The sequence below is a fragment of the Streptomyces angustmyceticus genome, from assembly GCF_040701845.1.
GTDB lineage: Bacteria > Actinomycetota > Actinomycetes > Streptomycetales > Streptomycetaceae > Streptomyces > Streptomyces angustmyceticus_A.
Window position 1 is genome coordinate 229,237 of the sequence record NZ_JBFBHQ010000009.1, and the last position, 26,627, is coordinate 255,863.

At 71.1% G+C, this 26,627-nt stretch carries 21 protein-coding genes; 17 read left to right on the forward strand and 4 right to left on the reverse strand.

Annotated features, from left to right (window positions below; translation table 11 throughout):
* Window positions 1-17: 17 nt before the first annotated feature.
* The gene (locus tag AB0411_RS21750; protein WP_366418915.1) at window positions 18-986 is read right to left on the reverse strand and encodes a GlxA family transcriptional regulator; all 969 of its coding nucleotides are present in this window, start codon (window positions 984-986) and stop codon (window positions 18-20) included.
* A 777-nt stretch (window positions 987-1,763) separates the two neighbouring features.
* Here AB0411_RS21750 and AB0411_RS21755 point away from each other — a divergent pair.
* A complete protein-coding gene (locus AB0411_RS21755; RefSeq protein WP_366418916.1) occupies window positions 1,764-4,547 on the forward strand; it encodes an AAA family ATPase in 2,784 nt (927 codons plus the stop codon).
* Between the two features lie 80 nt (window positions 4,548-4,627).
* Here the strand turns inward: AB0411_RS21755 and AB0411_RS21760 are convergent, their stop codons facing one another.
* Window positions 4,628-5,110, reverse strand: a complete 483-nt coding sequence (locus tag AB0411_RS21760) for a DedA family protein (protein WP_366418917.1) — start codon at window positions 5,108-5,110, stop codon at window positions 4,628-4,630.
* Between the two features lie 552 nt (window positions 5,111-5,662).
* Here AB0411_RS21760 and AB0411_RS21765 point away from each other — a divergent pair.
* Together AB0411_RS21765 and AB0411_RS21770 are read left to right on the forward strand one after the other, a co-directional pair.
* Window positions 5,663-6,292, forward strand: a complete 630-nt coding sequence (locus tag AB0411_RS21765; RefSeq protein ID WP_366418918.1) for a GNAT family N-acetyltransferase — start codon at window positions 5,663-5,665, stop codon at window positions 6,290-6,292.
* 279 nt (window positions 6,293-6,571) lie between these two features.
* Complete coding sequence (locus AB0411_RS21770; RefSeq protein ID WP_366418919.1) at window positions 6,572-7,753, forward strand: acyl-CoA dehydrogenase; 1,182 nt, start codon at window positions 6,572-6,574, stop codon at window positions 7,751-7,753.
* 181 nt (window positions 7,754-7,934) lie between these two features.
* Here the strand turns inward: AB0411_RS21770 and AB0411_RS21775 are convergent, their stop codons facing one another.
* Entirely contained in the window at window positions 7,935-8,915 is a 981-nt protein-coding gene (locus tag AB0411_RS21775; protein WP_366418920.1) for an AraC family transcriptional regulator, read from the reverse strand.
* A gap of 522 nt (window positions 8,916-9,437) precedes the next feature.
* On the opposite strand from AB0411_RS21775, the gene AB0411_RS21780 reads away from it, so the two are divergent.
* From AB0411_RS21780 to AB0411_RS21800, 5 genes are all read left to right on the forward strand, one after another.
* Window positions 9,438-10,658 carry a styrene monooxygenase/indole monooxygenase family protein gene (locus AB0411_RS21780; protein ID WP_366418921.1) on the forward strand — a complete coding sequence of 407 codons (1,221 nt, stop codon included), beginning with the start codon at window positions 9,438-9,440 and terminating at the stop codon, window positions 10,656-10,658.
* 73 nt (window positions 10,659-10,731) lie between these two features.
* Entirely contained in the window at window positions 10,732-12,456 is a 1,725-nt protein-coding gene (locus AB0411_RS21785; protein ID WP_366418922.1) for a styrene monooxygenase/indole monooxygenase family protein, read from the forward strand.
* A gap of 473 nt (window positions 12,457-12,929) precedes the next feature.
* Window positions 12,930-14,057 carry an FAD-dependent monooxygenase gene (locus AB0411_RS21790; RefSeq protein WP_366418923.1) on the forward strand — a complete coding sequence of 376 codons (1,128 nt, stop codon included), beginning with the start codon at window positions 12,930-12,932 and terminating at the stop codon, window positions 14,055-14,057.
* 91 nt (window positions 14,058-14,148) lie between these two features.
* Window positions 14,149-15,042, forward strand: coding sequence for a VOC family protein (locus AB0411_RS21795; RefSeq protein ID WP_366418947.1), 894 nt, complete (start codon window positions 14,149-14,151; stop codon window positions 15,040-15,042).
* A 217-nt stretch (window positions 15,043-15,259) separates the two neighbouring features.
* Window positions 15,260-16,234, forward strand: coding sequence for a helix-turn-helix transcriptional regulator (locus tag AB0411_RS21800; RefSeq protein ID WP_366418924.1), 975 nt, complete (start codon window positions 15,260-15,262; stop codon window positions 16,232-16,234).
* Between the two features lie 97 nt (window positions 16,235-16,331).
* Here the strand turns inward: AB0411_RS21800 and AB0411_RS21805 are convergent, their stop codons facing one another.
* A complete protein-coding gene (locus tag AB0411_RS21805) occupies window positions 16,332-16,940 on the reverse strand; it encodes a helix-turn-helix domain-containing protein (RefSeq protein ID WP_366418925.1) in 609 nt (202 codons plus the stop codon).
* Window positions 16,941-17,027: 87 nt separating this feature from the next.
* Here AB0411_RS21805 and AB0411_RS21810 point away from each other — a divergent pair, with 87 nt between their 5' ends.
* From AB0411_RS21810 to AB0411_RS21850, 9 genes are all read left to right on the forward strand, one after another.
* On the forward strand, window positions 17,028-17,654 hold the full coding sequence (locus AB0411_RS21810) for a class I SAM-dependent methyltransferase (protein WP_366418926.1): 627 nt from the start codon (window positions 17,028-17,030) through the stop codon (window positions 17,652-17,654).
* Between the two features lie 44 nt (window positions 17,655-17,698).
* Window positions 17,699-18,199, forward strand: coding sequence for a DinB family protein (locus tag AB0411_RS21815; RefSeq protein ID WP_366418927.1), 501 nt, complete (start codon window positions 17,699-17,701; stop codon window positions 18,197-18,199).
* A gap of 25 nt (window positions 18,200-18,224) precedes the next feature.
* Window positions 18,225-18,491: a hypothetical protein gene (locus AB0411_RS21820; protein ID WP_366418928.1), complete on the forward strand. Its 267-nt coding sequence runs from the start codon at window positions 18,225-18,227 to the stop codon at window positions 18,489-18,491.
* A gap of 15 nt (window positions 18,492-18,506) precedes the next feature.
* Window positions 18,507-18,956: an SRPBCC family protein gene (locus AB0411_RS21825; RefSeq protein ID WP_366418929.1), complete on the forward strand. Its 450-nt coding sequence runs from the start codon at window positions 18,507-18,509 to the stop codon at window positions 18,954-18,956.
* A gap of 54 nt (window positions 18,957-19,010) precedes the next feature.
* On the forward strand, window positions 19,011-20,135 hold the full coding sequence (locus tag AB0411_RS21830) for an NAD(P)/FAD-dependent oxidoreductase (protein WP_366418930.1): 1,125 nt from the start codon (window positions 19,011-19,013) through the stop codon (window positions 20,133-20,135).
* Window positions 20,136-20,837: 702 nt separating this feature from the next.
* A complete protein-coding gene (locus AB0411_RS21835) occupies window positions 20,838-22,133 on the forward strand; it encodes a class I adenylate-forming enzyme family protein (RefSeq protein WP_366418931.1) in 1,296 nt (431 codons plus the stop codon).
* A 55-nt stretch (window positions 22,134-22,188) separates the two neighbouring features.
* Window positions 22,189-23,778 (forward strand): acyl-CoA carboxylase subunit beta, encoded by a 1,590-nt coding sequence (locus AB0411_RS21840; protein WP_366418948.1) that lies wholly within the window; start codon window positions 22,189-22,191, stop codon window positions 23,776-23,778.
* Between the two features lie 364 nt (window positions 23,779-24,142).
* The gene (locus tag AB0411_RS21845; RefSeq protein ID WP_366418932.1) at window positions 24,143-25,360 is read left to right on the forward strand and encodes a cytochrome P450; all 1,218 of its coding nucleotides are present in this window, start codon (window positions 24,143-24,145) and stop codon (window positions 25,358-25,360) included.
* A 121-nt stretch (window positions 25,361-25,481) separates the two neighbouring features.
* Entirely contained in the window at window positions 25,482-26,564 is a 1,083-nt protein-coding gene (locus tag AB0411_RS21850; RefSeq protein WP_366418933.1) for a Gfo/Idh/MocA family protein, read from the forward strand.
* Window positions 26,565-26,627 lie beyond the last annotated feature (63 nt).

The following is a 26,627-nucleotide window of genomic DNA, read 5'->3' on the forward strand; positions in this document are numbered from 1 at the left end:
CGGGACCGGGCGCTCCTTCACCCTGCCCGGGAAAAGTGGTGGCGGTACTGCCCCGGTGTGACGCCCAGGGTGCGCTTGAAGCGGCGATGCAGGGTCTCGGCGAAGCCGAAGCCACAGGCTCGGGCGATCGCGTCGATGGTGGTGTCCGTCGTCTCCAGTAGAGCCCGCGCCGCCTCGATGCGGACGGTCTCCACGTAGGCGGCCGGGGTGAGCCCGGTCTCGGCGCGGAAGACCCGGGTGAAGTTGCGCTCGCTCATACCGGCCCGATCGGCGAGCACCCGGACGGTCAGGTCGTCGGCGAGGTGGTCGGTGACCCATGCCTGCACGTCCCGCAGCGGCTTGCGCGTGGGCCGCTGCGCCGCGAGCTGGGTGCTGAACTGTGCTTGTCCACCTGGGCGTTGGACGAACATTACCAGCATCCGCGCGACGGCCCGGGAGACCTCGGGCCCGTGGTCCTCCTCGACCATGGCGAGCGCCAGGTCCATCCCCGCCGTGATGCCGGCGGAGGTCCACACCGCCCCGTCGTGCACGAAGATCTGGTCCGGGGTGACCGTGACGTCCGGGTGCTCGTGGGCCAGGCGCTCGCAGGCCGCCCAGTGCGTGACCGCGCGCCGTCCGTCGAGCAGCCCGGCCCGCGCGAGCAGGAACGCGCCCGTACACACGGAAGCGACCCGCCGGGCCCGGCCGGCCGCCGCCCTGAGCCAGCCGACAAGCTCTTCATCGTCCACCGCCTCCCGATCGCCAGGTCCACCGACGACCACCAGCGTGTCCAGCGGTCCCTCGCACTGCTCGACGCCACTGCCGGCCGCAATATCGATCCCGTGACAGGCCCGCACCGCTCCGGCCCGGACCGCGACGATCTCAACGGCGTAGCCCTCGTCCTCGGGCACCCACCGTTGCGTCTGCGCGAACACCTCATGCGGTCCCGCCAGGTCCAGCACCTGAAACCGCGGATAGACGAGGAAGACGACGCGCCGTTGTGTCACCTGATCATCATGGCCCGCCGCGCCATTTGGCAGCAAGGACACAAACATGACGATCTCCGCCATGGGCCTGGTGCCGGGTTTCGCCTTCGGTGAGTGCGGCTGCAGGCGGCGGGGCGGGTGCGGCACGTGGGGGCAGGCGCTGGGACGTGACGTGAATGAGCAGGCGGTGGTCCGCCGTCCGGCACCGGCCGGGAAGGCGCCGAAGGACGCTGCCACGGTGACCGGCGAGTGGGACGGTCGTCGGGTGGGCCGTGGCGGGAGGGGTCTGCCGCGCAGAGCGCGTCGCCGTCGTACCCACACCGCGGAGGTGAGCCGGTGTTCGCCCTCGGGGTGCTTCGTCCACGCCGTCACGAGGTGCGACAGGCGTAAGCACGTCGGCTGACGCTGTTTCACCACGCGGGCCTGTGCCGCCACGGAAACCCGAGCCGGCGGCACGGCGGTGCCGTCTGCCGTACCGGCGTGTGTCATCCGGATTGAGTTGAGCACTCTGTCTCCTGTCTGCGGCCCCGCCACTTCTGTGGGGAAGAGGGGGCGGAGGCTGTTCACCCTCATGTGACGCTCGTGACCAGCGCAATCGTGGAGCACCACGACACGGACCACGAGATCGGCCGGCCGGAACCACGACAGTGGGAGCGTGATGGCGGAAGCGACACCCCGGTTCCGTCGAACAGGTGCGCGATCATGGTGGTTCTTCTCACGGTGTTGATCACGCCACCGATGTCCGGCGCACTCCATCCTCATGAGAGAGGACCCTCACGTCCGTACAAGGAGGCAGGGATGTCCCGACCGGTATGCGCACTTCGGGAAGCGGAACGACTGCTGGCCACCGCGACCGAGCGCGCTCGTGCGGGCACCGGTCGTCTGGTCCTGCTGCGCGGTGCCACCGGCACGGGCCGCACCACGGTCCTGGAGGCCGCCGCCGAGGAAGCCGCCGCCCACGGAATGCGGGTGCTGCGCGCTCGCTGCTCCGCCGGCGACTCCGCGATCCCCTTCGCCGCGGTCCTGCAACTCCAGGGCCCCGTGCCCGTGTTCGCCGATCTGGCCTTGGACGGCAAGGAACGGGCGACCGCCGCCGGGCTGTGGCGGGTGCTGCGCTCGTACGCCGAGCAGCCGCCGCTGCTGATCACCGTGGACGATGTGCACCTGGCCGACCCGGAGTCCCGCCGCTGGCTGGCGGAGTCCGCCCGGCTCATGGACCGGCTGCCGATCGTCCTGGCGGTCACCGAGCGCAGCCAGTACGACGTCGACCCGCCCGCACAGGGCCTCGCCCACAGCCTCTCCCCCGCCCTGGTCACCACCCACACCCTGACCCCGCTGTCCGACAAATCGGCGGTGGCGGCGGTCCGTTCGGCCTTCCCGGACGCCGACGACTCCTGGGCCGAGGACTGCGTACGGGCCGGCGCGGGCAACCCCCTGCTGCTACGCGCCCTGCTGGACGACCTCTCCGACGGCAGCCACCCGGTCGTGCCGCACACCTCCGCGGCGCTGTACCCGGGAGCGTTTCCGGCCGCCGTGCAGTGGTGGCTGGACTCCGCCGGGCCGGCTACCGCGGAGGTGGCACGGACGCTGGCGATCCTGGACGAGGGCTGGGACCACGGACCCGCCCCCAGCGCGGGGTGGTCCCCCGCCCTCCACATCCCCTCGCTCCTCGCCGAACTCTCCGGCGCCGACCCGGCCCGGGTCGCGGGCTGGATCACAGCGATGACCGCCCTCGGACTGCTGCGCCCCGACGACGTGGGCCGCGCCCGCTACGCCCATCCGCTGCTGCGGGACGCGGTGCTCACCGGCGTGCCCGCGGCCCGGCGGCGCGCCGCGCACCGGACGACCGCCGAGACGATGCTGCACCACGGTGTCTCCAGCGAGCTTGTCGCCCGTCAACTGCTGCTCACCGACGTGGTGGACGCGCCCTGGGCACTGCCGGTGCTTCAGGACGCCGCTTCACTGGCCTTGCGTGAGGGGCACATCGAGGACGCGGTGGCTTTCCTGCGCCGCGCTCTGGACGAACCCCTCTCCGATGAGGGCAGACAACGCCTGCTCACCGAGCTGGGCTCACTGGAGTACGCGGTGCCCGGCTCCTCGGCCGCGATCCTGAGGCTCACCGAGGCGCTGCGGCTGCCGGGGCCGCCGCAGGAACGGGTGCGCGCCGCGGTCGCCCTGGGGACGGCGCTGACCGGCCGTGGCAGGACCCGCGCGGGGGTCGAGGTGCTGCGCTCGCTGTTCGATGCGCTCGCCGACCGTCCCGACCTGGTGAGCGTCCTGCGGCAGGCGTTATTGCAACTGTCCGACAAGGACCAGCTGGTGCGGCAGGAGGCGTACAAGCGGCTGGCCGAGGCGGCCGAGAGCTCGCCGGAGTCGATCAGCACGGCAGGTCACGCGTTCCTGGTGAAGTACGCGGTCACGGCAGGTCGGAAGTCGGCGAAGGACGCGATGCTGCGCCTGCGCGGTCTGCTGGCGGAACCGGCCGACCTGCTGTCCGAGCCGTACCTGCTGGGGACGGCCGCCGTGGTCGCTCAGTGGGCCGACGAGCTCGACGAGGCCGAACGGCTGGTGGAGCGCGGTCTGGCCGGGCAGCGCCCCGACGTCCTGCACCCCATGCAGGAAGCGCTGCTCAACACCCGTATGGACATCGTCGCGGCACGGGCCGACTACGCGCGCCTCCTGGCCGACCCGCCGCCCGCCGCCGCCACCCCGACCAACGCCCACGCCCATGCGCTCACGGCACTCGTGGAGACGGGCCGCACCGCCGAGGCCGAACGCCTCGCCGGCGCTTTCGACTTGCGCACGGCGCCGGAGTCCTGGGAGCTGAACCGGTTCCTGTACGCGCGCGGGCAGCTGCGCGCCGCCAAGGGTGACCTGGCGGGAGCCCTGCACGACTTCCTGGAGTGCGGCCGCCGCCAGTCGGCCCGGGAGGTGTTCAGCCCCGTCGTCACCCCGTGGCGCACGGCCGCCGCCGAGTGCCATCTGGCCCTGGGCGTCCCACGGGAGGCCCTCGCCCTGATCGAGGAGGAGCTGCGCCTGGCCCGGGTGTGGAACACCCCCCGCACGGTGGGCCGGGCCCTGCGTGTCCTCGGCACCGCGATCGGCGGGCGCCAGGGACTGGACCTGGCCCAGGAGGCGGTGCGGCTGCTGCGTGGCGGCCCGGCAGGACCGGAGCTGGTGGCGGCGCTGCTGGCCCTGGGCCGTCAGCTGACCGCGTCGGGCGAGTCGTCCCACGCCCGCGACATCCTGCGGGAGGCGGCCGGGCTCGCCGAGCGCCTGGGCGCGATACGGCTGCGGGACCTGGCGGAGGAGGCGCTGCGTGCGAGCGGCGCACGCCGTCCGGCGACGCGGACCGGTGCCGCCTCGCTCACCGACAGCGAGCGCCGGATCGCCGAACTGGCCGCGGGGGGACGTACCAACGCGGAGATCGCGGATCTGCTGCATCTGGCCCGCCGTACCGTGGAGACCCATCTGACGCACAGCTACCGCAAGTTGGGCATCCGCCGGCGCAGCGCCCTGAGCAGGGCCCTGGCCGGGGGTGACGCGGCGTGCGGATCTCTGGTCAGCGGCCGGGACACGTAGGGCGGGTAGGACACCGACGGACGAAGAACCTCCTGCGGGCCGCTCGCGGAGGAACGCGGCTCCCCTGTGCGGGCGGCGTTTCAGGCTTCGTCGGCCGCGGTGCCGCGGTGGGTCGTGGCAGCTTTTCTGCGCCGGTACACCATCGCGCCGCTCACCGCGAGGAGGAGCGCGGTCACCGCGCCCGCGCCGATCAGCGTCTGCTCGGCGGAAAGCCTCGTCAGCAGTTCCAGCGCGCCGACGCCGGCCGTCGCGTAGACCAGTGCCCAGCCCGCTCCGCCCACGAACAGGGCCGGGAGGTAGCGCGACAGAGGCATGTGCATACTCCCGGCGAGGAAGTTGGCCGCGGTCTGGAATCCGACGGTCAGGAAGGAGACGGCCACCACCGGTGCGCCCCAGCGCTGGATCGCCCGTTCGGCGCGCCGGAACTTGGCCGTGGAGATCCGCGCCGCGAGCCTGCCGCGCCTGGCACCGGCCCCGGCGAGCCAGCCGACGGCGAAGGTCCCTCCGGCGCGCAGCAGGACGATGACGTAGAGGCCGGCGGCCGTGAGCGCGACCCTATCCACGACGTCTCGCCCGCCGAGCCGGGCCCTCACCGCGGGCTGCTTCTCCCGTCACCCGATCTCGCGATGCTCGCCCCAGCGGGCTTGCCAAGGGCGCGAGGGCGGTCTCATACCTCACCTGCATCTGCTGGTCCGTCCCTGCGTGCGTGTCGAAGCGGCACTGGTTCCCCAGCACGACGCAGAGCATTCCTGCGTCCAGGGGCGTTCCGGGTACGGCCGCTTGTCAGGGCCACCCCGTACACCCAGATTAAGCGAACCTGCGGGCCCCGGGTACACGGCCTTCCTGCGGCCGAGGCGACCGGGCTCCCGCTCACCGAGAGCAGTCGTCGCCCAGGGGATGGGGCAGGGCCGCCGCCGGGGCGATCCGGCGGGCGAACACCCGGGCGGCGCCGGTCCAGGCGGGCAGGTCCAGGCTCCGCGGCACGCGGACTGTCAGCCCCGGGGCTCCGCACCCCGGCAAAACAGATGCCGCGACCCCCCTCGCAACGTAAGGTGTGAACCTGGCTACTGTCTCTTACCTGGCCGTTGGTACGGCCACAGCTTCGGGAGGACTTGATGGTTGCGGACATCGTCAGGACGTGGGTGGCGGGCTGGGCCGTGTCCCGGCGGACGCCCCCGCCGGTCAAGAAGCCCTGGGGGTTCTATGTCGACGTGGCCGGCAACCCCGACGAAGTGGGACGCCATGTCCTGCCCGAGGCCGAGGAGTCGTTGGTGCGCAGCGCCGCGGCCTCGGTGTCCGTGCCGCGGACTTGGATGAAGATGCCCGCGGAGCCGGAGGAGATCGAGCCCTGGCTGCCTCAGGGGTGGGTGAGGGAGGAGTCCGGCCATCTGATGGCCATCGACCTGATGGCCACGGACCCGGTCGCGCCTGCGGGGTACACCGCCACCGTGGAGACCATGGGAGCCGTCATCCGCGCTCGGGTGCTGGATGCGGCGGGCGAGCAGGCGGCCCAGGGGCAGATGGCATCCCTGGGGGAAGCCGTGGTCGTGGACCGGATGGTGACCGAGGAGGCCCACCGGCGGCGCGGGCTGGGCAACTTCGTGATGCGCACGCTCGCCGACCACGCCCTGGAGGCGGGGGCGGTCCTCGGCATCCTGGGTGCGACCGACGCCGGGCGCGCGCTGTACGAGACGCTGGGCTGGAAGAAGCACACGACGCTGGCGGAGTACGTCTACCGGCCCTGAAGCGTAAGCATCGGCCGTACGCGGGGACGGCCGCATCCACAGACACCACCAGCCCCCGGACAGTCACCGCCCCGGCTTCAGACAAATGCGGTCGGGGCTCTTTCCCCACCCGGTGCTCACGGCAGGGGACGTCGCGCCCAGTCACGACGTCCGGGCTCCACCCCGCGGCGGGCGGGGCAGGCTGTGGCCTGTCAGTGATCCTCGGGCAGGCCGAGGAACAATGCGGTCCTTCCCTTATGGTGACGCTGACTCACTACTGATGGCGAGGAGCAACCCTCCATGGCGGTCTCGACCGGATTGCATGTCAGCCCGGAGTGTCCCGCGATGCTCGAGCGGATCGACGCACTCGGCGGGATGCTCGACGCGGAAGCGGACGCGGCCGAGGAACTCGGCAGACTCACCGACGACGTCGCGCGGGCGTTGCTGGATGCCGGGGTCGTGCGGGCCGCACTGCCGCAGAGCCTCGGCGGCTTCGAGTTCTCCCCATGCCAGTTGATAGAGACGGTCGAGCGGGTCAGTCACCACGATTCCGCGGCCGGCTGGACGATGATGGCGCTGCAGTTGATGACCGGCACCACTGCGGCCTATCTCGATGCCGTTGCGGCGGCCGACTTGTTTCCGGATGTCGCGGGCGGGGGCCACGCGTTGCTGGCCGGGCACGGCACCCGGCCCGGGCGGGCCGTCCCGGTGGAGGGGGGCTATCTGGTGAGCGGCAGTTGGCAGTTCGCCTCCGGTATGGCGCACGCCACCCATATCCACAGCGCGATCCAGGTCGAGGGCAGCGGGGAGCTGCGGGTGCTGGCCATGCCGAAGTCGCAGGTGGAACTCGTCGACAACTGGGACGTGCTCGGGCTGCGTGCGACGCACAGCATTGATTACCACTGCGCCGATGAATTCGTCCCGGCGCCGTACACGTATCTCGCCACGACGACGAACCCGGCCAACGGCGGCGCGATCTACCGCCTCGGATTGGTCAACATGTCCGCCATCGGACACACCGGTTGGGCGTTCGGTGTGGGGCGGCGCCTGCTCGAGGAACTGAAGTCGGTGGCCGCGGCCAAATCCGGCACACGCCACGCCGCCGTCGACACCGCGCAGTTCCACGCGGAGTACGCGACCGCCGAAGCCAGGCTTCGTTCGGCACGCGCCTGGGCAATGGAGGTATGGCGAGGTGTCGAAGACACGCTGGATGCCGGCGCGTTGCCGAGCACCGAGCAGGACACTCTGCTCAGGCTGGCGCTCAACCACGCGACGTGGACCGTGCGGGACGTGGGCCAGACGGTGCACCGATGGGCGGGGACGGCGGCGATCCGGCGCGGGCCGATCGACCGGTTTCTGCGTGATCTCGGCACGGGTACCCAGCACATCACCTCGAGCCCCACGGTCCTGCAGAACTGCGGGAAATGGCTCAGCGGCTCGCACCCCCACGCGCACTGGGAATTTCTCGACTTGACGCCGTGACCACCAGGTTGACGCCGTGACCACCAGGTCGGCGAGTGCGACGGATCTCCCGGTGGCCGTGCTTCCTGCGCCGGTGATCGGCAGGGGCGGTCGGCAGGGCGGTCGGCAGGGCGGTCGGCAGGGCGGTCGGCAGGGCGGTCGGCAGGGCGGTCGGCAGGGCGGTCGGCAGACCGAACGTCCCCTATGACCGCAGCGTCTCCGAAGGCGACTCCCCGAACTGTTGGCGGTAGGCGAGGGAGAAACGGCCCGGGTGCAGGAAGCCCCAGCGGGCGGCGACGGCGGTGACGGTCGCGGTACCCGGGTCGGAGGCCAGGAGTTCCTTGCGTACGCGGTCCAGGCGGACCTCGCGCAGGTACGCGAGCGGTGTCGTGTCGAGGTGCCGGCGGAAGCCTTCCTGAAGGGCCCGTACGCCGACGCCGACGCATTCCGCGATCTCCGCGACCGTGAGCGGCTCGGCGGCGTGTCCCTCGATGACCTCCATGGCGCGGCGGACCGCGGGCGGTGCGACGCGCGGCTGCTCGCCGAGCAGCGCCGATGTGTAGTTGTTGGGCTGGGCCATCAGCAGCTGGGTCATGAGGAGTGACTCGAGCTGCTTGGTCACCAAGGGCTGGCTCGTCATGCCACCAGGCCCCTCGGCCTCCCGGCGCATGAGGTCGACGATGTTGAGCCAGGACCGGGAGCCCGGGGTGGTGAGGTTCATGCCGAGCGAGAAGAAGATCGGGCGGCGCACGGCGCGGCCGAGCAGACTGCCCAGGTGCGATTCCAGCGAGGATCGGTCGAACCACACGATCAGCTGCGGATTGCCGTCACCCCAGCGCATGTCCAGCTTTCCGGTCGGAGAGGGGACAGAAGCGAGTTCCGGGGAGGAAATGATCTCTTCGCGGCCGCAGGTGATTTCGGCGTAACCGGCGAGCGGAATCTGGACAAGGAAGAAGCTCTCCAGATCGCCTGGTGTAATCCGGACTTCCGTTCCGTAATCGAGGTAATAGAGACCTGTCCGATCGAAGGGTGCACCGTGCAGCCGGGCGTCGAGCGTCGCCGAGCGACGCATGATGCGCAGGTCATGCGGACAGAAGGCGCGGCCGACCTCGGCCCGCGCCTCCCAAATGTCCGTTGTATGGAACCGCTGGTGATTTGCGAGAGGGGACTCTTCAGCGGGCATAGGAAACCTCCACCGCCGAGATGCGCGATCGGGACAGCAACCCGCGTGATCCGGATAGCGCAGGTGATCTTGCCATACCAAGATTGATCCCTGACCGCCGCGGCCCCGAGAGAATCCTGGGAATCAACAATGCAGGGAGTGCCGGGCCGGACTGCGCTCGTCGGAGGCGGAGTCACGCCCAGCGGGCAGCCCGTCGCCCGCGCGCTGCGCTTATTACGCGCGAGCGGCGCGGCGAGGGCCGCCTAGGCCGTACCCCCGCACCTCGCGGCATCCTTGCCGCGGCTGCCCCGGCTCGCCGATTCGGCCGAGCCCGCTAGCCGGCCGGGTCACCCGGGTCCCATCCCCCGGTCCTACGGGTGCCCCGGCCTCCCGCGGCTGCCCGCCGGCCCCCCTCCGGCGGGCAGCCGCATTCCACACAAACGCCGCCCCCCCTTCACGCCGCCACGTGCCGGAACGCCGCACGGCACTGCACGGCACCGCTCAGAAACCGCACACCCCAACCCCCGGAGGTCGATCCCCCTCATGCGCAAGATCACCATCGTCGGAGCCGGCCAGGCCGGTCTTCAGCTCGGCATCGGCCTGATCGACCACGGTTTCGACGTCACCCTCGTGTCCAACCGCACCGGAGACCAGATCCGCGAGGGCCGGGTCATGTCCAGCCAGGCCATGTTCGGCACCGCGCTGGCCCACGAGCGCAACCTCGGCCTCGACTTCTGGGGGAACGCCTGCCCGTCGATCGACGGTCTCGGCGTGAGCATCGCCGACGGCCAGGGCGGCCGGGCGCTCTCCTTCGACGCCCGCCTCGAAGCCACCGCCCGCTCCATCGACCAGCGCGTCAAAATGCCACTCTGGATGGGCGAGTTCGCGCGCCGCGGCGGTCGTCTGGAACTCTGCGAGGCCGGCATCGAGGACCTGGAGCGCTACGCCGCCGAGTCGGACCTGGTGATCGTCGCCGCCGGCAAGGGCGAGATCGCCGGGCTGTTCGAGCGGGACGCCATGCGTTCCCCGTACGAGGCTCCGCAGCGTGCGCTGGCCCTGGCGTACGTCACCGGCATGGCGGCGCTGCCCGACCGCCCCGGCGTCAGCTTCAACGTCATCCCCGGTGTGGGCGAGTACTTCACCATGCCCAGCCTCACCACCAGCGGCCCCTGCGACATCATGTTCTTCGAGGGCATCCCGGGCGGCCCGCTCGACTGCTTCGACGGACTCACCCCCCACCAGCAGCTGGCGAAGTTCCAGGAGCTGCTGCGGACCTACGTTCCGTGGGAGGCCGAGCGCTGCACCGATGTCACGCTCACCGACGCGAACGGCACCCTCGCGGGCCGCTTCGCGCCGACCGTCCGCAAGCCCGTCGCCACGCTGCCCTCCGGCGCGCAGGTGCTCGGCCTCGCCGACGTCGTCGTCCTCAACGACCCGATCACCGGCCAGGGGTCCAACAACGCCTCGAAGTGCGCGGCCTCCTACCTCGCCGCCATCCTGGACCACGGCGGGCGCCCGTACGACGCGGCGTTCATGGAGCTGGCCTTCGGCCGCTTCTGGGACAACGCGCAGTCCGCCACCGTATGGACCAACGCGATGCTCGGCGCCCCGCCGCAGCACGTCCTGGAGATCTTCGGCGCGGCGAGCGCCAACCCCCGTATCGCGGCCCGGTTCGTCAACGGCTTCGACGACCCGCGCGATGTGCACCACTGGTTCCTGGACCCGGTCGCCGCCAAGAACTACCTGACGGAGGCCGGCGCCTGAGTGGTCCCGGGCCCCGGACACAGCAAACTGACACTACGTCAGTGATCCAACGGTACGAACAGGACAGTAGGGCATGAGAAGGATCGCGGTGGTTGGAGCCGGGCAGGCGGGTGCCCAACTCGCCCTGGGACTTCAGGCGCACGGCTATGACGTCACCTTGGTCACCGACCGCGACCCCGACGAGATACGTCGCGGCCCGGTCATGTCCAGTCAGTGCATGTTCGACACCGCGCTGCAGAGCGAGCGCGAACTCGGCCTGCACCACTGGGAGGGCCAGGCCCCGGACATCTCCGGCATCGCGTTCTCTCTCATCGGGCCGCACGGTACCCCGGACGTCTCCTGGCGCGCGCCGTTGGAGGGCCCTGCCCACTCCGTCGACCAGCGGGTCAAGTGTGCCGCCTGGATCGAGCAGTTCGCGGACGACGGCCGCGGCGAGATCGTGCTGCACGAGGCGGGCGTCAACGACCTCGAATGGTACGCCCGTACGCACGATCTCGTCGTGGTCTCCACGGGCAAGGGCGAGCTGAGCCAGCTCTTCCCGCGCAACTCCGAACTCTCCCCGTACGACCGGCCGCGCCGTGCGCTGGCCCTGACGTACGTCACGGGAACGGCACCGCGGGAGGGGGAGGAGGCCGTCCACTACCGCCTGGTCCCCGGCGTCGGCGAATTCTTCTCCTTCCCTGCCCTCACCACCACCGGACCCTGCGACATCATGGTCTTCGAAGGAGTCCCCGGCGGCCCGATGGACTGCTGGGACGACATCCGCACCCCCGAAGGCCACCTCACCCGCTCACTGGAGATCCTCCACCGGTTCTTCCCCGACGCATACGAGCGCTACCGGCACGCCCGGCTCACCGACAACGGCGGGGTGTTGCGCGGAAGGATCACGCCGACCGTTCGGCACCCCGTCGCCCGTCTGGCCTCCGGCCGGCACGTCCTCGGCATGGCCGACGCCGTCGTCCTCAACGATCCGATCACCGGCCAGGGCTCGAACAACGCGGCCCAGGCCGCGGCCCACTACCTCGACAGCATCCTCCGCCACGGCACCGCCGAATTCACCCCGCAGTGGATGCAGCGGACCTTCGACAACTTCTGGCGCGGCTGGGCCCAATGGGCCGTCGGCTGGACCAACTCCCTCTTGACCGACCTGAGCCCCCACCACCACGACCTCCTGACCGCGGCGGCCGAAATCCCCGCTGTCGCCGGCGCCCTCGCCGCCGGATTCGACGACCCGCGCACCCTCTACCGCTGGTGGTTCGAGGAGGGCGAGGCCCACCGCTTCCTCGCCGAGAAGCGCGCCCAGCACGCCGCCCGCTTCGACGGCCGCGCGCTGCGCCGCGCGCTGGGCCAGTACGCCACGGGCGTGACCGTGGTGACGGCCCGCACCCCCGACGGCCGCAACGTCGGCATGACCGCGAACTCCTTCACCTCCGTCTCGATGGACCCGCCCCTCGTCCTGTGGTGCCCTGGCAAAAACAGCCCGAGTCTTCCGGACTTCACCGACGCCTCGCACTTCGCCGTCCATGTGCTGGCCGCCGACCAGCACCACCTCTCCCGCCAGTTCGCCACCCCTGCCGACGACAAGTTCCGCGGTGCCCCCACCACCCCCGGCATCGCCGGCACCCCCCTCCTGGACGGCGCGGTCGCCCGCTTCCAATGCCGCACCGTCCAACGTCTCGACGCCGGCGACCACATCATCTTCCTCGGCGAGGTCGAAGAGTACGAGGCCGGCGGCGGTGCCCCTCTGGTGTTCCACTCGGGGTACTACCACGTGGCGACGAAGCATCCGGATCTGTGAACGGGCATGCGGATCCCGCAGCCCGCAGCCTTCTCCTTGAGTATCCAGGCCCCGCCGTGCACCCAGATCACCGGAGTGGAAGCTTGATCTGCCGGTCGCCGGAGGTAGCGGCGGTTGCGGCGGGATGAATACGCCTTGTCGCCACCGAGGTGGTCAGGCCGGATGCGTGGGTTGTGCCCTCGGGCACCTGCGGAGTGCTGATGGGCACGGCAGGACGCCGGGTCCACGCCGGCCATGCTCCAGTCGACCCGGCCTTCCTCCTCGGATACATCGCCCCGCCCCATGCTGACGGGAACGATCAGCTGACGGGTCAGTCACACCGACCCATCGGACAGGACCTGGGACTCCGGACTTCCCCTGCAGGCGCCCCGGTAGGCGATTGCGGAGAGCGGATGGTCGCCGCCTGATCCGGACAGGGCGGAGCGCCGACGGAGCTTACGGTTTCGAAGAAGTCAGGTGCTCTGGAGGCGTACATGAACAGCTGTCGCGGTGCGCGTACGGCCGTGATCGTGGGCGCGGGCGTCGCTGGTCTCACAGCGGCCACCGCCCTGGCCGGCGCGGGATGGCAGGTGGAGATCGCTGAGGTCAACCCGTCGCGGGTGACGTCCGGCTGGGGATTGTGCCTGACCGGTCCTGCGCTGCGCGCGCTGGCCGAGCTGGGGCTCGCGGAGGGCTGTCTGGCCGAGGGCTACGGCATGAGCGTGATCACGCACGTGGACGTGGACGGCGAACCCGCGGGCCGGGCCCGGCTGCCGGGCCTGCTCGGTGCGCGGCGACCGGCGATGGCCGGCATAGCGCGCCCCGTGCTGCACCGCATCCTGTACGCGGAGGCCGAGCAGCGCGGCGTCGCCGTGCGACAGGGACTGACCGTCACGGCGGTGGACGAGGCGGGGGACCTGGTCCGCGTGCAGTTGTCGGACGGGACGGTCCGGCAGGTCGCGCTGTTGGTGGGAGCGGACGGGATCCGCTCATCGGTGCGGGGCCTGCTGGGCCTTGAGACCTCGCTCGACTACCACGGGCAGATGGTCTGGCGGGCTCTGGTGCCCCGCCCGCAGTGGGCCACCGGGATCCACCACTTCGCCGGGAAGGCCGACTCGGCGGGCCTCGTGCCCCTCTCGGCCGGCCAGGCGTACGTGTTCGTGACGGAGAACGGAGTCGAGCGGAGCGTCCTGCCCGAGACCGAACTCGTCCCGCGCCTGCAGCAGATACTGGAGGGCTTCCCGGGCCGGGTGGAGGAGATCCGCTCCCTCGTGTCCGGGTCCACGTCGGTGGTGCGCCGCCCGGTGCTCACCGCGTTCCTGGAGGGCGCCTGGCACCGGGGCAACGGCGTCGTCATCGGTGACGCCGCGCACGCGCCCGCGCCGCAGATGGCCAGCGGCGCGGCTCTGGCCATCGAGGACGGGCTTGTGCTGGCCGAAGAGCTCGGGCGGCACACGGCGGTCGCGTCGGGAGTCGAGGCGTTCGTGAAACGGCGCAGGCAGCGATGCCGGACGGTCGTGGAGACCTCGGTGGCGATCGCCGGCCTGGAACGTGCGCAGCGCCATCACGCAGCGTATCCGCTGACGGATGCCGGTCACCGGCTCATGGCCGAGCCCGCGTGACCACCGGCGCGAACTGACCAACGAGACGAGGGAGTTCACCGTGCGCAACAGCGGCAGTCTGATCACTCACCTGCGGCACATCGGTGTCGCCATGCCGAACTTCGCCGAGCAGCGGCAGTTCTACACCGAGCTGTGGGGGCTGACGGAGACCGCCGGAGACACCGGTGTCTCGTTCCTGGCAGCCGAAGGATCCCCGGAGCGGTACGTGGTGCGACTGCGCGAGGACGCCCACAAGCGCACCGATCTGATCGCCTTCGGCGCTGCGGGCGCGGGCGATGTCGACACGTTGGCCGCACGGCTGATCGCGCAGGGCGTGCGGCTGGTCCACGAACCGAAGCCGTTGGACACGCCCGGGGGCGGCTACGGGGTCCGTTTCTTCGACAACGAGGGTCGCGTGGTGGAGGTCTCCGCCGACGTCGCCGCGCGCCGGCACCGCAGGATCGAGGCCCGCGAGCCGATCCCCGTGCGCCTCTCCCACGTCCTGATGAACTCCCCCACTCCCGAGGCCACGGTTGCCTGGTACACCAGGCATCTGGGGTTCCGGCTCTCGGACACCATGTGCCTCGGCGGCCGCGGCGAGATCATGTGGTTCCTGCGGTGCAACTTCTTCCACCACAGCTTCGGCATCGTGCGCGGGCCGCACGCGGCCTTCCACCACGCCTCCTTCGAGATGCGCGGAATCGACGAGTTCATGCGCGGCACCGGCCGGATGCGGCGCATGGGCATCGAGCGGCTGTGGGGGCCGGGGCGGCACCGTGCCGGTGACAACTGCTTCAGCTACTTCCTCGACCGGGCCGGCAACACCGTCGAGTACACCACCGAGCTGGAAATCCTGGACGAGGACACCTGGCACCCCCACATCCACGACCTGCGCGACCCCGCCAACGCGGATGAGTGGGGCACGGCCAACGAGATGAACGAGTGCATCGCCGCCGCGTCTCACAACGACGTGGACCCGGGGCTGTTCACCGCCCCACCGATGTGAGCGCGCCCGCGGAAGAACTCACGGAAGACCCCGCTGAAGAAGGTCCACCGCTCGGTCCGAGGCCCCTGCGCCGTCCTCTTCATGCTGCTGGACACCGGATCGCCGGCCGGGCACCGGTCAGAGCCCCCCCACGGCTGAGACACTGACACCGGCGATCGGGCTGCCCGCCGCATACACTCCACGGCACCGCGGCGGGCGCACCAAGGGAGGTGAAGCCGTGCCGGAGCCGTTGCGCGGCTACCTCATCAGCAGATCCCGGAACCCCGTCGACCTGCTGAACGCCGCCACCCTGCTCTTCGGCGGCTCCATCGCCACATCGCCGCTGGACGGCCTGTGCGGCGGCGATCACGAACTGCGCGGCGTAGCCGCCGACGGCTTCGCGGTGGGCTACTTCGCCTCGCCGCTCGATGTGCGCGTCGCCTCGGGCGAGGGCCGCAGGTCCTACTTCGTCAACATCGGTGTCTCCGGCGCGATCTCGGCAGCGCGCGGCAGCCTGCGGGCGACCTTGGACACGTCGACGGCGGGAGTCGTCAACCCCGGGGACTCCCAGGAGCTGCGGCCCGTGCGTGCCGTCGGGACGCGGTTCCTGGGGCTGCGCCTCGACGCGGCCCTGGTCGACCAGGAGTTCAGTGCGTTGACCGGGCACCCGCCGCTGTCCCCCATACGCTTCGACTTCGCCCTGGACCTGGCCACTTCCAAGGGCCGGGCGGTGCGGCTGCTGGTCCGTTCCCTCCTCGAACAGCTGGACTCGGGAGAACCCCTCTTCCAGCGCCCGGACGTGCAGCGCAGCCAGCTGCGGTCCCTCGTCACCGCCCTGCTCCTGGCCCAGCCGCACTCGCACACGGCCGAGCTGCGCGACGGTCCTCCACCCGGCCACCCGCGTGCGGTGCGCGCAGCCCTCGCGTTCATCGAGGCGAACCTCAGCGAGCACATCAGCCTCAGTGACCTCGCTCAGGCCGCCCAGTGCAGCCCCCGCACCCTCAGCTCGGCGTTCCGCGACCGGCTCGGCGTCTCGCCCCTGTCCTACGTCCGCAACCTGCGGCTCGACCGGATCCGTGCGGACATCCTCGCCTCCGCCGACCCCATCGGCGCGATCGCCTACCGGTGGGGGGTCTCCCACCTCGGCCGCTTCGCGAGCGCGTACCGCGACCGCTTCGCCGAACTTCCCTCCGACACCGCAGCCCGAAGGTGACCCCGGGCTCCTGCGGGCCACGGGAGACTTCTGGGGCGCGGTCGCCTTCCTCGAACCGTCCGGCGCACCGACGCGCAGGCAGAGCCCCTCGCCGAGTTCACCGCCGTCCCCCGGCCCGATCGGATCGATGAGGGTCGGTGTGCACGTGCGCACGCACCCCTTGCAGGCCGAACAGGAGGAGAAGCTCGACCGCGCCGCCGTCGGCGCTGCCCAGCCAGTGGGGCAAGGACGTGTCGAACTCGGCTGCCTCACCGGGCGGCAGTGTCAGGTCGCGCTCGCCGGTCACGAGCCGCAGGCGTCCGTTGAGCACGTAGAGCCATTCGAAGCCCTCGTGGGTCCGCGGAGTCGGTTCGAGTGGTTCCCGCTGGGCGGGGATGAGCGTCTTGAACGCGTGCACCCCGCCCGGTCGCCGGGCCAGGGGCACGAAGGTCATCCCGAACCGACTGACCGGCTTGAGGTGGATCCGGGGGTCGCCCGTGCGCGGGGCGCCGACGAGGTCGTCCAACGGAACGTCATACGTACGGGCCAGCGGCAGCAGCAACTCCAGGCTCGGCCGGCGCTGCCCGCTCTCCAGCCGGGACAGGGTGCTCTGCGATACGCCGGTCGTCGCCGCGAGGCCGGCGAGGGTGATGCCGCGGTCACGACGCAGCGCACGAAGGCGCGGCCCCACCGCGTCCAGCACGTCGTCGTCCGTCTTGCGGTCCATCGGACCATCTTGCCGGAACCGCAAGATTCCGTGCCAGATCGTGGGGTGCCGGGCAAGACTGCGGGCATCCCGACCCAAGGAGCCTTGATGAACACCACCGATGCGCACGCGTTCTGGGACGGCGTCTACGCGGCGCGACCGGCAGCCGGCGGCCCGCAGCCGAATGCCCGCCTCACCGAGACGGGGGCGGGCCTGCCGCCCGGTGACGCGTTGGACCTCGGATGCGGCAACGGCGGCGACGCGCTGTGGCTCGCCCGCCAGGGGTGGCAGGTCACCGCGGTCGACATCTCGGCCGTGGCGGTCGAGCGGCTCGCCGCCCTCGCCCGCTCACACGACCTGGGCGACCGCGTCACCACCGTGTGGGCCGACGTGCGCACCTCCTTCCCGCCCGGCGGATTCGACCTGGTCTGCGCCCACTACCTCCACACCCCCTTCGACCTGGACCGGTCAACCGTGCTGCGCTCGGCCGCGCACGCACTGCGCCCGGGCGGGCGGCTGCTGGTCGTCGACCACGGTTCGGCCGCCCCGTGGTCGTGGAACCAGGAGCCCGGCATCCGCTACCCGAGCCCGCGGGAAGTGGCCGCGGGTATCGACCTGGCGCCGCAGTCATGGACCGTCGAGCGGGCCGACGCACCCCGCCGGATCGCGACCGGACCGGACGGGCGCACCGCCGAGGTCACCGACCACGTCCTCCTCATCCGCCGCACCGCCTGACACGACGGCCGGCACCCTCCCCCGACGAAGGAAGGGAGACCACGATGCCCAGCACCACGCACCGCCACGGCCGCCGCGACACCCCGCCGCCCCGGACCGGAAGCGACGAGACCGAGGTCCTGCGCGGATTCCTCGACTACCTCCGGACCTCGATCGCCGCGAAGGCCGACGGCGCCCCCGAACCCCAGGTGCGCACCGCCACAGTGCCGTCGGGCACCAACCTGCTCGGCCTGCTCAACCACCTGACGTGCGTCGAGCGTGCGACGTTCCTCGGGGACGACGTCCCCGACTGGCAGGCGACGTTCCACGCCGCACCGGCGGACAGCGTGTCCGATGTCGTCGCCCGCTACCGGGACGCGGTCCAGCGCGCGAACGACGTGCTCGACGGGTGCACCGATCTCGGCGCACCCGTCCCCCGCCCGCGGCCGGACCACCCCGCGCCCAGCGTCCGCTGGGCACTCACCCACATGATCGAGGAGACCGGCCGGCACGCGGGCCACGCGGACATCCTCCGCGAACTCATCGACGGCACGACCGGCCGCTGATCCGCCTTCTCCAGGGCGGCGACACATGACCGCAGCACCACGGCCGATACCGCACCGCTCCCTCCGATCCGCGCACACCGTCGCAACCGTCATGCCCACCCTGCTGCTCACGGTCGGCACCGCGGCCTGTTCCACGCCGGCAGCAGGGGACGACGTTCCCGCCCCCGCCGCCGCCACCCAGGACGATCCCCGGTTCGAGAACACCGTCCGGCACGAGTGCGCCGACGTCGGCGGCGTCGGTATGCACGACGTGACCGGCGGCGGCACACCGCACAGGGCCCACCTCCACTGACAGGAGTCCTCTGCCATGCACACCTACGACGTCACGGTGACCACCGGCGCCTCGCCGGAAGTCGTCTGGAAGCTGCTGGTCGACGCCGCGAGCTGGCCGCTGTGGTCCAAGGTGGACAGTCTGGACACGACACGGTCGGCCGGCCTCGACCCGGGCGGCGACGACGGCGTCGGTGCCGTCCGGGCCTTCCGGACGGGACGCACCGTGACCGGGGAACGGCTGACCGAGAAGGTCGAGCCACGTCTCCTGGCCTACGAAGGTGCGTTCCATACGACGATGCGCAACTATCACGCGCGCATCGAGCTGAAGCCGACAGCGAGCTCGGGCACGGTCATCCACTGGTACGGCACGTACGAGACGAGCCGGCTGATGGGCCGGGTCATGCCACGCTACCTCCAGAGGTTCATGCAGGGCATGGCGGACGGGCTGGCCCGCTACGCCGAGAGGTGCATGCCTGCTCCGTGATGGCATGCTGGAAACGGGAGTTGACTTCGCTCGTCATCCGGGAAGGGGGCGTTCGTGAGGACCGGGTCCGGGAAGCGGCCGGAACGTGTTGCTGTCATCGGAGTGGGCATCCTCGGGGCCAGCGTGGGCTGGAACCTGTCACGGCACGGCGCCGAGGTGGTCTTCATCGACGCCGGCCGGCCTGGCGAAGGCGTCACCAACTGGTCGTTCTCGTGGGTCAACGCCAGCAACAAGACCGCGCGCAAGTCCTACTTCGACCTGAACGTCGCGGGCATGGCGGCGCACCGTGAGCTGGCCAGGACCATCGGGCCGGACTCATGGTGGTACCCCAGCGGCCACCTGCGCTGGGCAGACGATCCCGCAGCGCAGACGAAGCTCCTGGAGACGGCCGAACTGCTGGCCGGCTGGGACTACCGGGCTGAGGTGCACACGGGGGCCGAGGTGCGCCGCCGCCTCGAACCTGCTCTCACGATGCCCGGCGAGGTGCCGGTCGTGTTCTACCCCGACGAAGCCTGGGTGCACGGACGTCACCTCGTCGGCCGCCTGCTCGGCCAGGCCGTCGCATCCGGCGCCGAGCTCCGGTCCGGCACCGCGGTCCGTGACATCGGCACCGGTGCCGACGGGAGCATCCGGACGGTTGCTCTCTCGGACGGGAGCCGTCTCGACGTCAACGTCGTCGTGAACGCAGCAGGCCCCGGCGCCTCCGACGTCGCCGGGCTCCTCGCACGGCACCTGCCGATGCGCCGGGAACCCGGCGCCGTCACCCGGATCGACTGCACTCGGGTCCCGGTGCACCGGGCCATGCACGCGCCGCACATCGAGATCCGCCCGGACGGAGACGCTTCGGTCGTCCTCCACAGCCGCGAGATCGACGCGCTCATCGACACCGGCGAAGATCCAGCCCAACTCGCACGGCTGCTCCACGAATCGGCGCGGCAGGTCGTTCCCGAGCTCGGCAACTCCCGCATCGCACGGACACGGGTAGCCCACCGGCCCATCCCGGCCGACGGGTTCCCCTCGGTGGGAGCGGTGCCGTCGGTGCCGGGGTACTACGAGGCCGTTTCCCACAGCGGCATCACCCTCGGGCCGGTGATCGGCCGGCTGCTTGCTTCAGAGATCCTCAACGGCAAGAGACACGCGATGCTTGCGGATTTCCGCCCGGAGCGGTTCCCTCTGTGACAGCCCGGACAAGCGCCACCGGTACCGCGGCCGGGCAGCTGCGTGTCCGTGCGCCCGGAACAGGACCACGAAGCCGCGTCACCGCGTCACGCGAGCCGGAAAGACCGGACGGCCCTCCACCTCCATCGCTGCCGCTCCACCCCGCGTACGAATCGTCCCCGCCTGGTGGTCGAGCGCCACACCAAGGGACGTGTTGCCGGCAGCGCCAGCCGCGCGACAATCCCCACCACGACCCACGGGCCCGCCGGCGCCGCCACCTGAGATGACTGCTCAGGGCAGGCCTGCCCAAGGCTGCACTGCCGGCGTGCAGCGGTCACCCTGACCGGGCCGCCCGTCGTACGGGATGCCACCGGGACGGCGCGGGGGCATCGCCCGGCGCGACGGGACACCAGCAATTCTCCTAGTTCCCCGCAAACGGCCTTGTCGGCATCCAAAACGCGCGGCGAAGCTGTCGGTCGGCCGAGGGTTCGTCCCGGCGGGAAAGGCTGCTGCTGACACGGACACCGGTGCCGTGGCGTCCGGAATGCAGATCGCCCGAGGTCGCATCGGCCGGTCCGGTTCCGCCGCGGCCGGAGAAGGTTCCCTTTCCCGGCCGCTGTGGTGAAGGCAGGTCGCCGGGGCCGGCCACGACTGCGCACCAGGATTTCCGCGCGGGCGTCATTCGGATGTTCTTTTGTGGGGCCGGCACGAAAGGGGGACGAAGTGGTCGCTCAGCAGACACTGTCCGACGGCAGCGGGCTCGGGCAGGTGCAGCCGAGGCCGTACCGGCGGCGGATTCCGCAGACCCTGCCGCTGACCCTTGACGGCATGTTCACCAGCGTGGCCCACAGGGTCCCGATGGCCAGAGCCGTCCAGGAAGGGCAGCACCACCTGTCCTACGGCGAAGCCGAAGCGCGCGCCGGACAGTTGGCGTCGGCTCTGGTGCGCGGCGGAGTGCAGCTGGGCGACCCGGTGATCGTCCACTGCGGTGACCACCGGCAGGCGGTCGTGGGCCAGCTCGCGGTGCTGAAGGCCGGAGGGGTGTGCGTACCCGTCCCCGCGGTGTCGCGCGGTGCGCGGCTCGACCGGATCATCGAGGTCAGCGGGGCCCGGGTGGTGCTGTGCAGCACCCTGACCCGCCCGCTCTGGAGCTACCGCTGTATGTCCTGGGTGCTGGACGACCCGGCCACCTGGAGCAAGATCGCCGCCCAGCGGCCGGACCCCGCGCTGCCGCGCTCCGGGCACACGGAGGCCGCCTATCTGCTGGTCTCCGATGCGGACCGCCAGGGGGTCGGCGGCTATCTGACCGATCATCGGGCATGGCAGCTGGCGCTGTCCGCCAGGATCCGGCGGGCCGGCAGTGCGCACGACGGGGTGATCGTGCACCATCCTCCCGTCCGCACGGCGACACTGCCCGCCATGTGGTGGGCGTTCGCCTGCGGGGGCACGCTGCACGTGCCGTCCCCCGACGGCGGTTTCGCCTGTTCACCGGCCCCGAAGCGCAATGCCGCCGCGGTCTTCGGCCCGGACGAGTACGCGCGGCTCCTGCAGTCCCTCTCCGTGGACTCCCACCCGGTGTCCCCGCGGCTGACCGTGCTGATCGGCGGTCCCTGTCCGCGCACGGTGATCGACCGGCATGCCGAGGTGCTGCCCCGGGCACCGCTGTGGGTGGAGTTCGCCGCCGCGGACGGCACCCTGCCCTGGACGGTCCAGAAATTCAGCCCCGGCAACGCCTCGCCCGAGCGTCCTGGGGCGAGCCGTCCGGTGCCCGGCGTCCAGGTGCAGGTGGTGGCCCCCGACGGCAGCGCCGTTCCGACCGGAGAGACCGGTGAAGTCCGCGCCACGGGACCGGCCTTGCCCTACGGCAGCATCCGCAGTGCCGACGGGGCCTGCCTGGCCGAGGACACCGCGCCGGTGCTGGCCTCGGGCCGGCTCGGACGCTGGAGACGCGACGGCACGCTGGAATTCTGCGGCCCGGCCTCGGTGCCGCCACCCGCCGCACGGCCGCGGCACCCGTAGGCACACACGGGGACATGCGGGAAAGCGCTGATGTGGAGAGGTGGATCTGCTGCCGATGACCTACCGCGAGAAGGGTTCCGCCGAGCGAGTGCCGGACGACGCCCGTGGACGGGTGGCCGAACTCGACTCCCTGCACGAGCAGGCCCGGAACGGGCCCGGCGACCGTGCGACCGAGGCTCAGCACGCCAAGGGCAAACTGACCGCTCGCGAGCGGATCGACCTGCTGCTGGACGAGGGGTCCTTCACCGAGGTCGAGCCGTTGCGCCGGCATCGCGCCAGCGGGTTCGGCCTGGAGGCCCGGAGGCCGTACACCGACGGCGTGATCACCGGGTGGGGGCTGGTGCACGGCCGGACGGTGTTCGTCTACGCGCACGACTTCCGGATCTTCGGCGGCGCACTGGGCGAGTCCCATGCCGCCAAGATCCACAAGATCATGGACATGGCGCTGTCGGCCGGCGCCCCGCTCGTCTCCCTCAACGACGGCGCCGGGGCCCGTATCCAGGAGGGCGTGGTGGCGCTCGCCGGCTACGGCGGCATCTTCCACCGCAACACCCTCGCCTCGGGCGTCATCCCGCAGATCTCCGTGATGCTCGGCCCGTGCGCGGGCGGTGCCGCCTACTCCCCCGCACTCACCGACTTCGTCTTCATGGTCCGTGACACCTCACAGATGTTCATCACCGGCCCCGATGTCGTCCGGGCCGTGACCGGCGAGAAGATCACCCAGAACGGTCTGGGCGGCGCCGATGTCCACGCCGAGATCTCCGGTGTCTCCCACTTCGCCCACGACGACGAGCGGACCTGTCTCGACGACGTGCGCTATCTGCTGTCGCTGCTGCCCTCCAACAACCGGGAGCGGCCGCCCACCGTCCTCACCACCGACCCGGCCGACCGCCGCTGCGACCGCCTGCTGGACCTGGTCCCGGTGGACGGCAAGAAGCCGTACGACGTCTGCGAGGTCATCGAGGAGATCGCCGACCACGGCGAGTTCCTGGAGGTCCACGAGAGCTGGGCGACGAACGTGGTGTGCGCGCTGGCCCGGCTCGGCGGGGAGGTCGTCGGCGTCGTCGCCAACCAGCCCCGGTCGCTCGCCGGCGTGCTGGACGTCCAGGCCTCCCAGAAGGCGGCCCGCTTCGTGCAGCACTGCGACGCCTTCAACATCCCGCTGCTGACCCTGCTGGACGTGCCCGGATTCCTGCCCGGCGTCGGTCAGGAGCACGGTGGCATCATCCGCCATGGGGCCAAGCTGCTGTACGCGTACTGCAATGCCACCGTTCCCCGTATCCAGCTGATCCTGCGCAAGGCCTACGGTGGCGCCTACATCGTCATGGACTCCCGCTCCGTGGGCGCGGATCTGTCCTTCGCGTGGCCGACGAACGAGATCGCGGTGATGGGTGCCGAGGGTGCCGCCAACGTCATCTTCCGCAAGGAGATCGCGGAGGCCGACGATCCGGAGGCGATGCGGGCCCGGATGGTCAAGGAGTACAAGGCCGAGCTGATGCACCCCTACTACGCCGCCGAACGCGGTCTGGTGGACGATGTCATCGACCCGGCCGAGACCAGGGCGGTGCTCGTCCGCTCCTTTGCGATGCTGCACACCAAGCAGGCCGAACTGCCGCCGCGCAAGCATGGGAACCCTCCGCAATAGGCCGCGGGGCCCGCGGCCCCCACTGGCAATTCCCTAGAGTTCCCTCGTCGGGCTGGCTCCCCCTCACCGGTCCGTGCTGGGCTGTGGCTGTCATCGGGCTCGGGCCACACCGAAAGGGGAGTCGCCATGGGATCCACTACGTTCCCGGGGCGCCGCTCGCGCGCCACCTAGTGCGGACCTGCCCTCGACCGCACGCTCGACCGGCCGCCGCCCGCTGTGGCGCACGGCGTCGAGCGTCCCGCTTCCCGAACCGGACCAATGTCTTCGGTCTGCGACGGCCGCCCGTCGTACCCGCTGCCGCCTCGCACCGCGCACGGGCTCCGAGCGCGGCGCCCCAGTGGCCACCAACAGCAACGGAGGAGTCATGGTTTACGAGCCGAAAGCGCCGGTGATCCCGTACAAGCGCACCTGCCCTTTCGATCCGGCGGCCGAATATGCGCAGCTGCGCGAGGAGGCCCCGATCAGCCCGGTGTCGTTCGAGCTGTCGCCGCGCGAGAAGGACGGCTGGCTGATCACCCGGCATGATCACATCCGCCAGATCATGACGGACCCGCGGTTCAGCCACCGCAGCGAGCTGCTGGCGCTGGTGCACTCGCCGCCGTTCGAAGTGGAGGAGTACTCCCCCGAGCCGTCCGCCCCGGGCAACTTCGTGCGGATGGACGCGCCGGAGCACACCCGGTACCGGCGGCTGCTGACCGGCTTCTTCACGGTACGCAAGATCCAGCAGTACGAGCCCACGCTGGAACGGATCATCGACGGTGTGCTCGACGAAATGGCCGCGATGGAGCCTCCGGTGGACCTGGTGAAGGTCTTCGCGGAGAAGATCCCCGCCAGGTCGACCTGCTCCATCATGGGGGTGTCGGAGAGCGACCTGACGGCCCTGGCGGAGCACTTCTCGGTCATCATGCGGATCGACTACACGCTTGAGGAGTTCATCCACCACAACACCGAGCTGAATGCGACGCTCGAACGGATGATGGCCGAGCGCTTCGCCGGCGAGCCGGCCGACGACCTGCTCGGTCAGCTGATCGCGACCGGCGAGCTGACCGAACAGGAGATGTTCAACATCGCCTGGATCGCCATCGGCGGTGCGCTGGACACCACTCCCAACATGTTCGCGCTGGGCACCTTCGCGCTGCTGGAACACCCCGAGCAGCTGGCGAAGGTGCGGGAGCGGCCGGAGCGGATGGAGAACACCGTCGAGGAGCTGCTGCGCTACCTGACGATCTCTCATTTCGGGGCGAGCCGGGTGGCGTTGGAGGATGTCGAGATCGACGGCAGGACCATCAAGGCCGGTCAGACGGTGGTGCTCTCGCTGCCGTCGGCCAACCGCGATCCGCGGTACTTCGAGAACGCCGACGAGTTCGACATCGACCGCCCGTCGCGCCGGCATCTGGCGTTCGGCTTCGGGATCCACCAGTGCCTCGGCCAGCACCTCGCGAGGGCGTCGCTGCGCATCGGCTTCCAGAAGCTGTTCGACCGCTTCCCGGATCTGCGGCTCGCGGTGCCCGCCGAGCAGGTGCCGCTCCGGGAGACCGCGATGCACTACGGCGTGTACGAACTGCCGGTGACCTGGGGCTGATTCCCCCGACCCGGATGCCCCGGCAGGCCCGCGTGCCATGGCCGCCGGGCCGCCCATCGATCACCGGGGTGGTGGCAGACCTCCCCGCCTTCAGTCCCGAGGACCTCCATTGGATGACTCCGTGCCGGCTCAGCGAGGCACTCCCGCACAGCGACTGTCCGTACCCACCGGCCCGGCTCCTGATCGCGAGGCCGTGGACGGTGCCGAAAAGAAGCCGGTGCGCTTCGGCGCGCTGGGTACCTCGTCGTTCGGATGGCGGCGGGTGCTGCCGGCGATGGCGCTCTGCCCGCAGACCGAACTCGTTGCGGTGGCCGGCCGCAGCCCGGAGCGCGCACAGCGGTTCGCCGACCGGTTCGACTGCGCCTCCTCCGCCACGGAAGCGCTCCTGGAACGCGACGACATCGACGCCGTCTACATCTCCCTGCCGCCTTCCCTGCACGGCGAATGGGCGGCCCGGGCGCTGCACGCGGGCAAAAACGTCCTGGTCGAGAAGCCGATCGCCGCGACGGCGGCCGAGGCCCGTGCCGTGGTGACGCTGGCTGAGGACCGCGACCTGGTGCTGCGGGAGAACTTCATGTTCCTGCACCATCCGCAGCATGACGCGGTCGCGGCCCTGATCGCCGAAGGGCGGCTCGGGGGGCTGCGCTCGTTCCGCGGCACCTTCTGCTTCCCGCCGCTTCCCGCGCAGGACATCCGGTATGTGCCCGGCCTCGGTGGCGGTGCGCTCCTGGATGCGGGGGTGTATCCGCTGCGGGCAGCCGTGATGTTGCTGGGGCCCGGGCTGCGGGTGGCGGGCGCCACGACGCGGGTGCGACGGTCCGACGGGCTCGATCTGTCGGGCCAGGCGCTGCTGGTGTCGCCGTCGGGGGTGCTGGCGAGCGTCGAGTTCGGCTTCGAGCACGCCTACGGTTCGTCCTACTCCCTGTGGGGTGAGCGGGCGAGGCTCACGGTGGACCGGGCGTTCACCCCGCCGGCCGGGCATCAGCCGGTGCTGGAGCTGGAGGAACAGGACCATGCCGAGAAGTTCACGCTCCCGGCGGCGGATCAGCTGAACCGGTCCCTCGCCGGGTTCGCCGCGGCCGTGGCCGCCGGTGGCGCCGCGGCCTCTTCCCGCGAGGCCCGGTGGCGGCAGGAGGCGGTGGCCACCATGGACCTGGTCGACCAGGTCCGCGCCCAGGCCGTGCCGGTGGCCGTCGAAGGGTAGCGGCGGGGTGCGGGTCGTCGAAGAACGGCTTGGGCGGTACGTAGAGGGTGTTGGCGTAGTTCA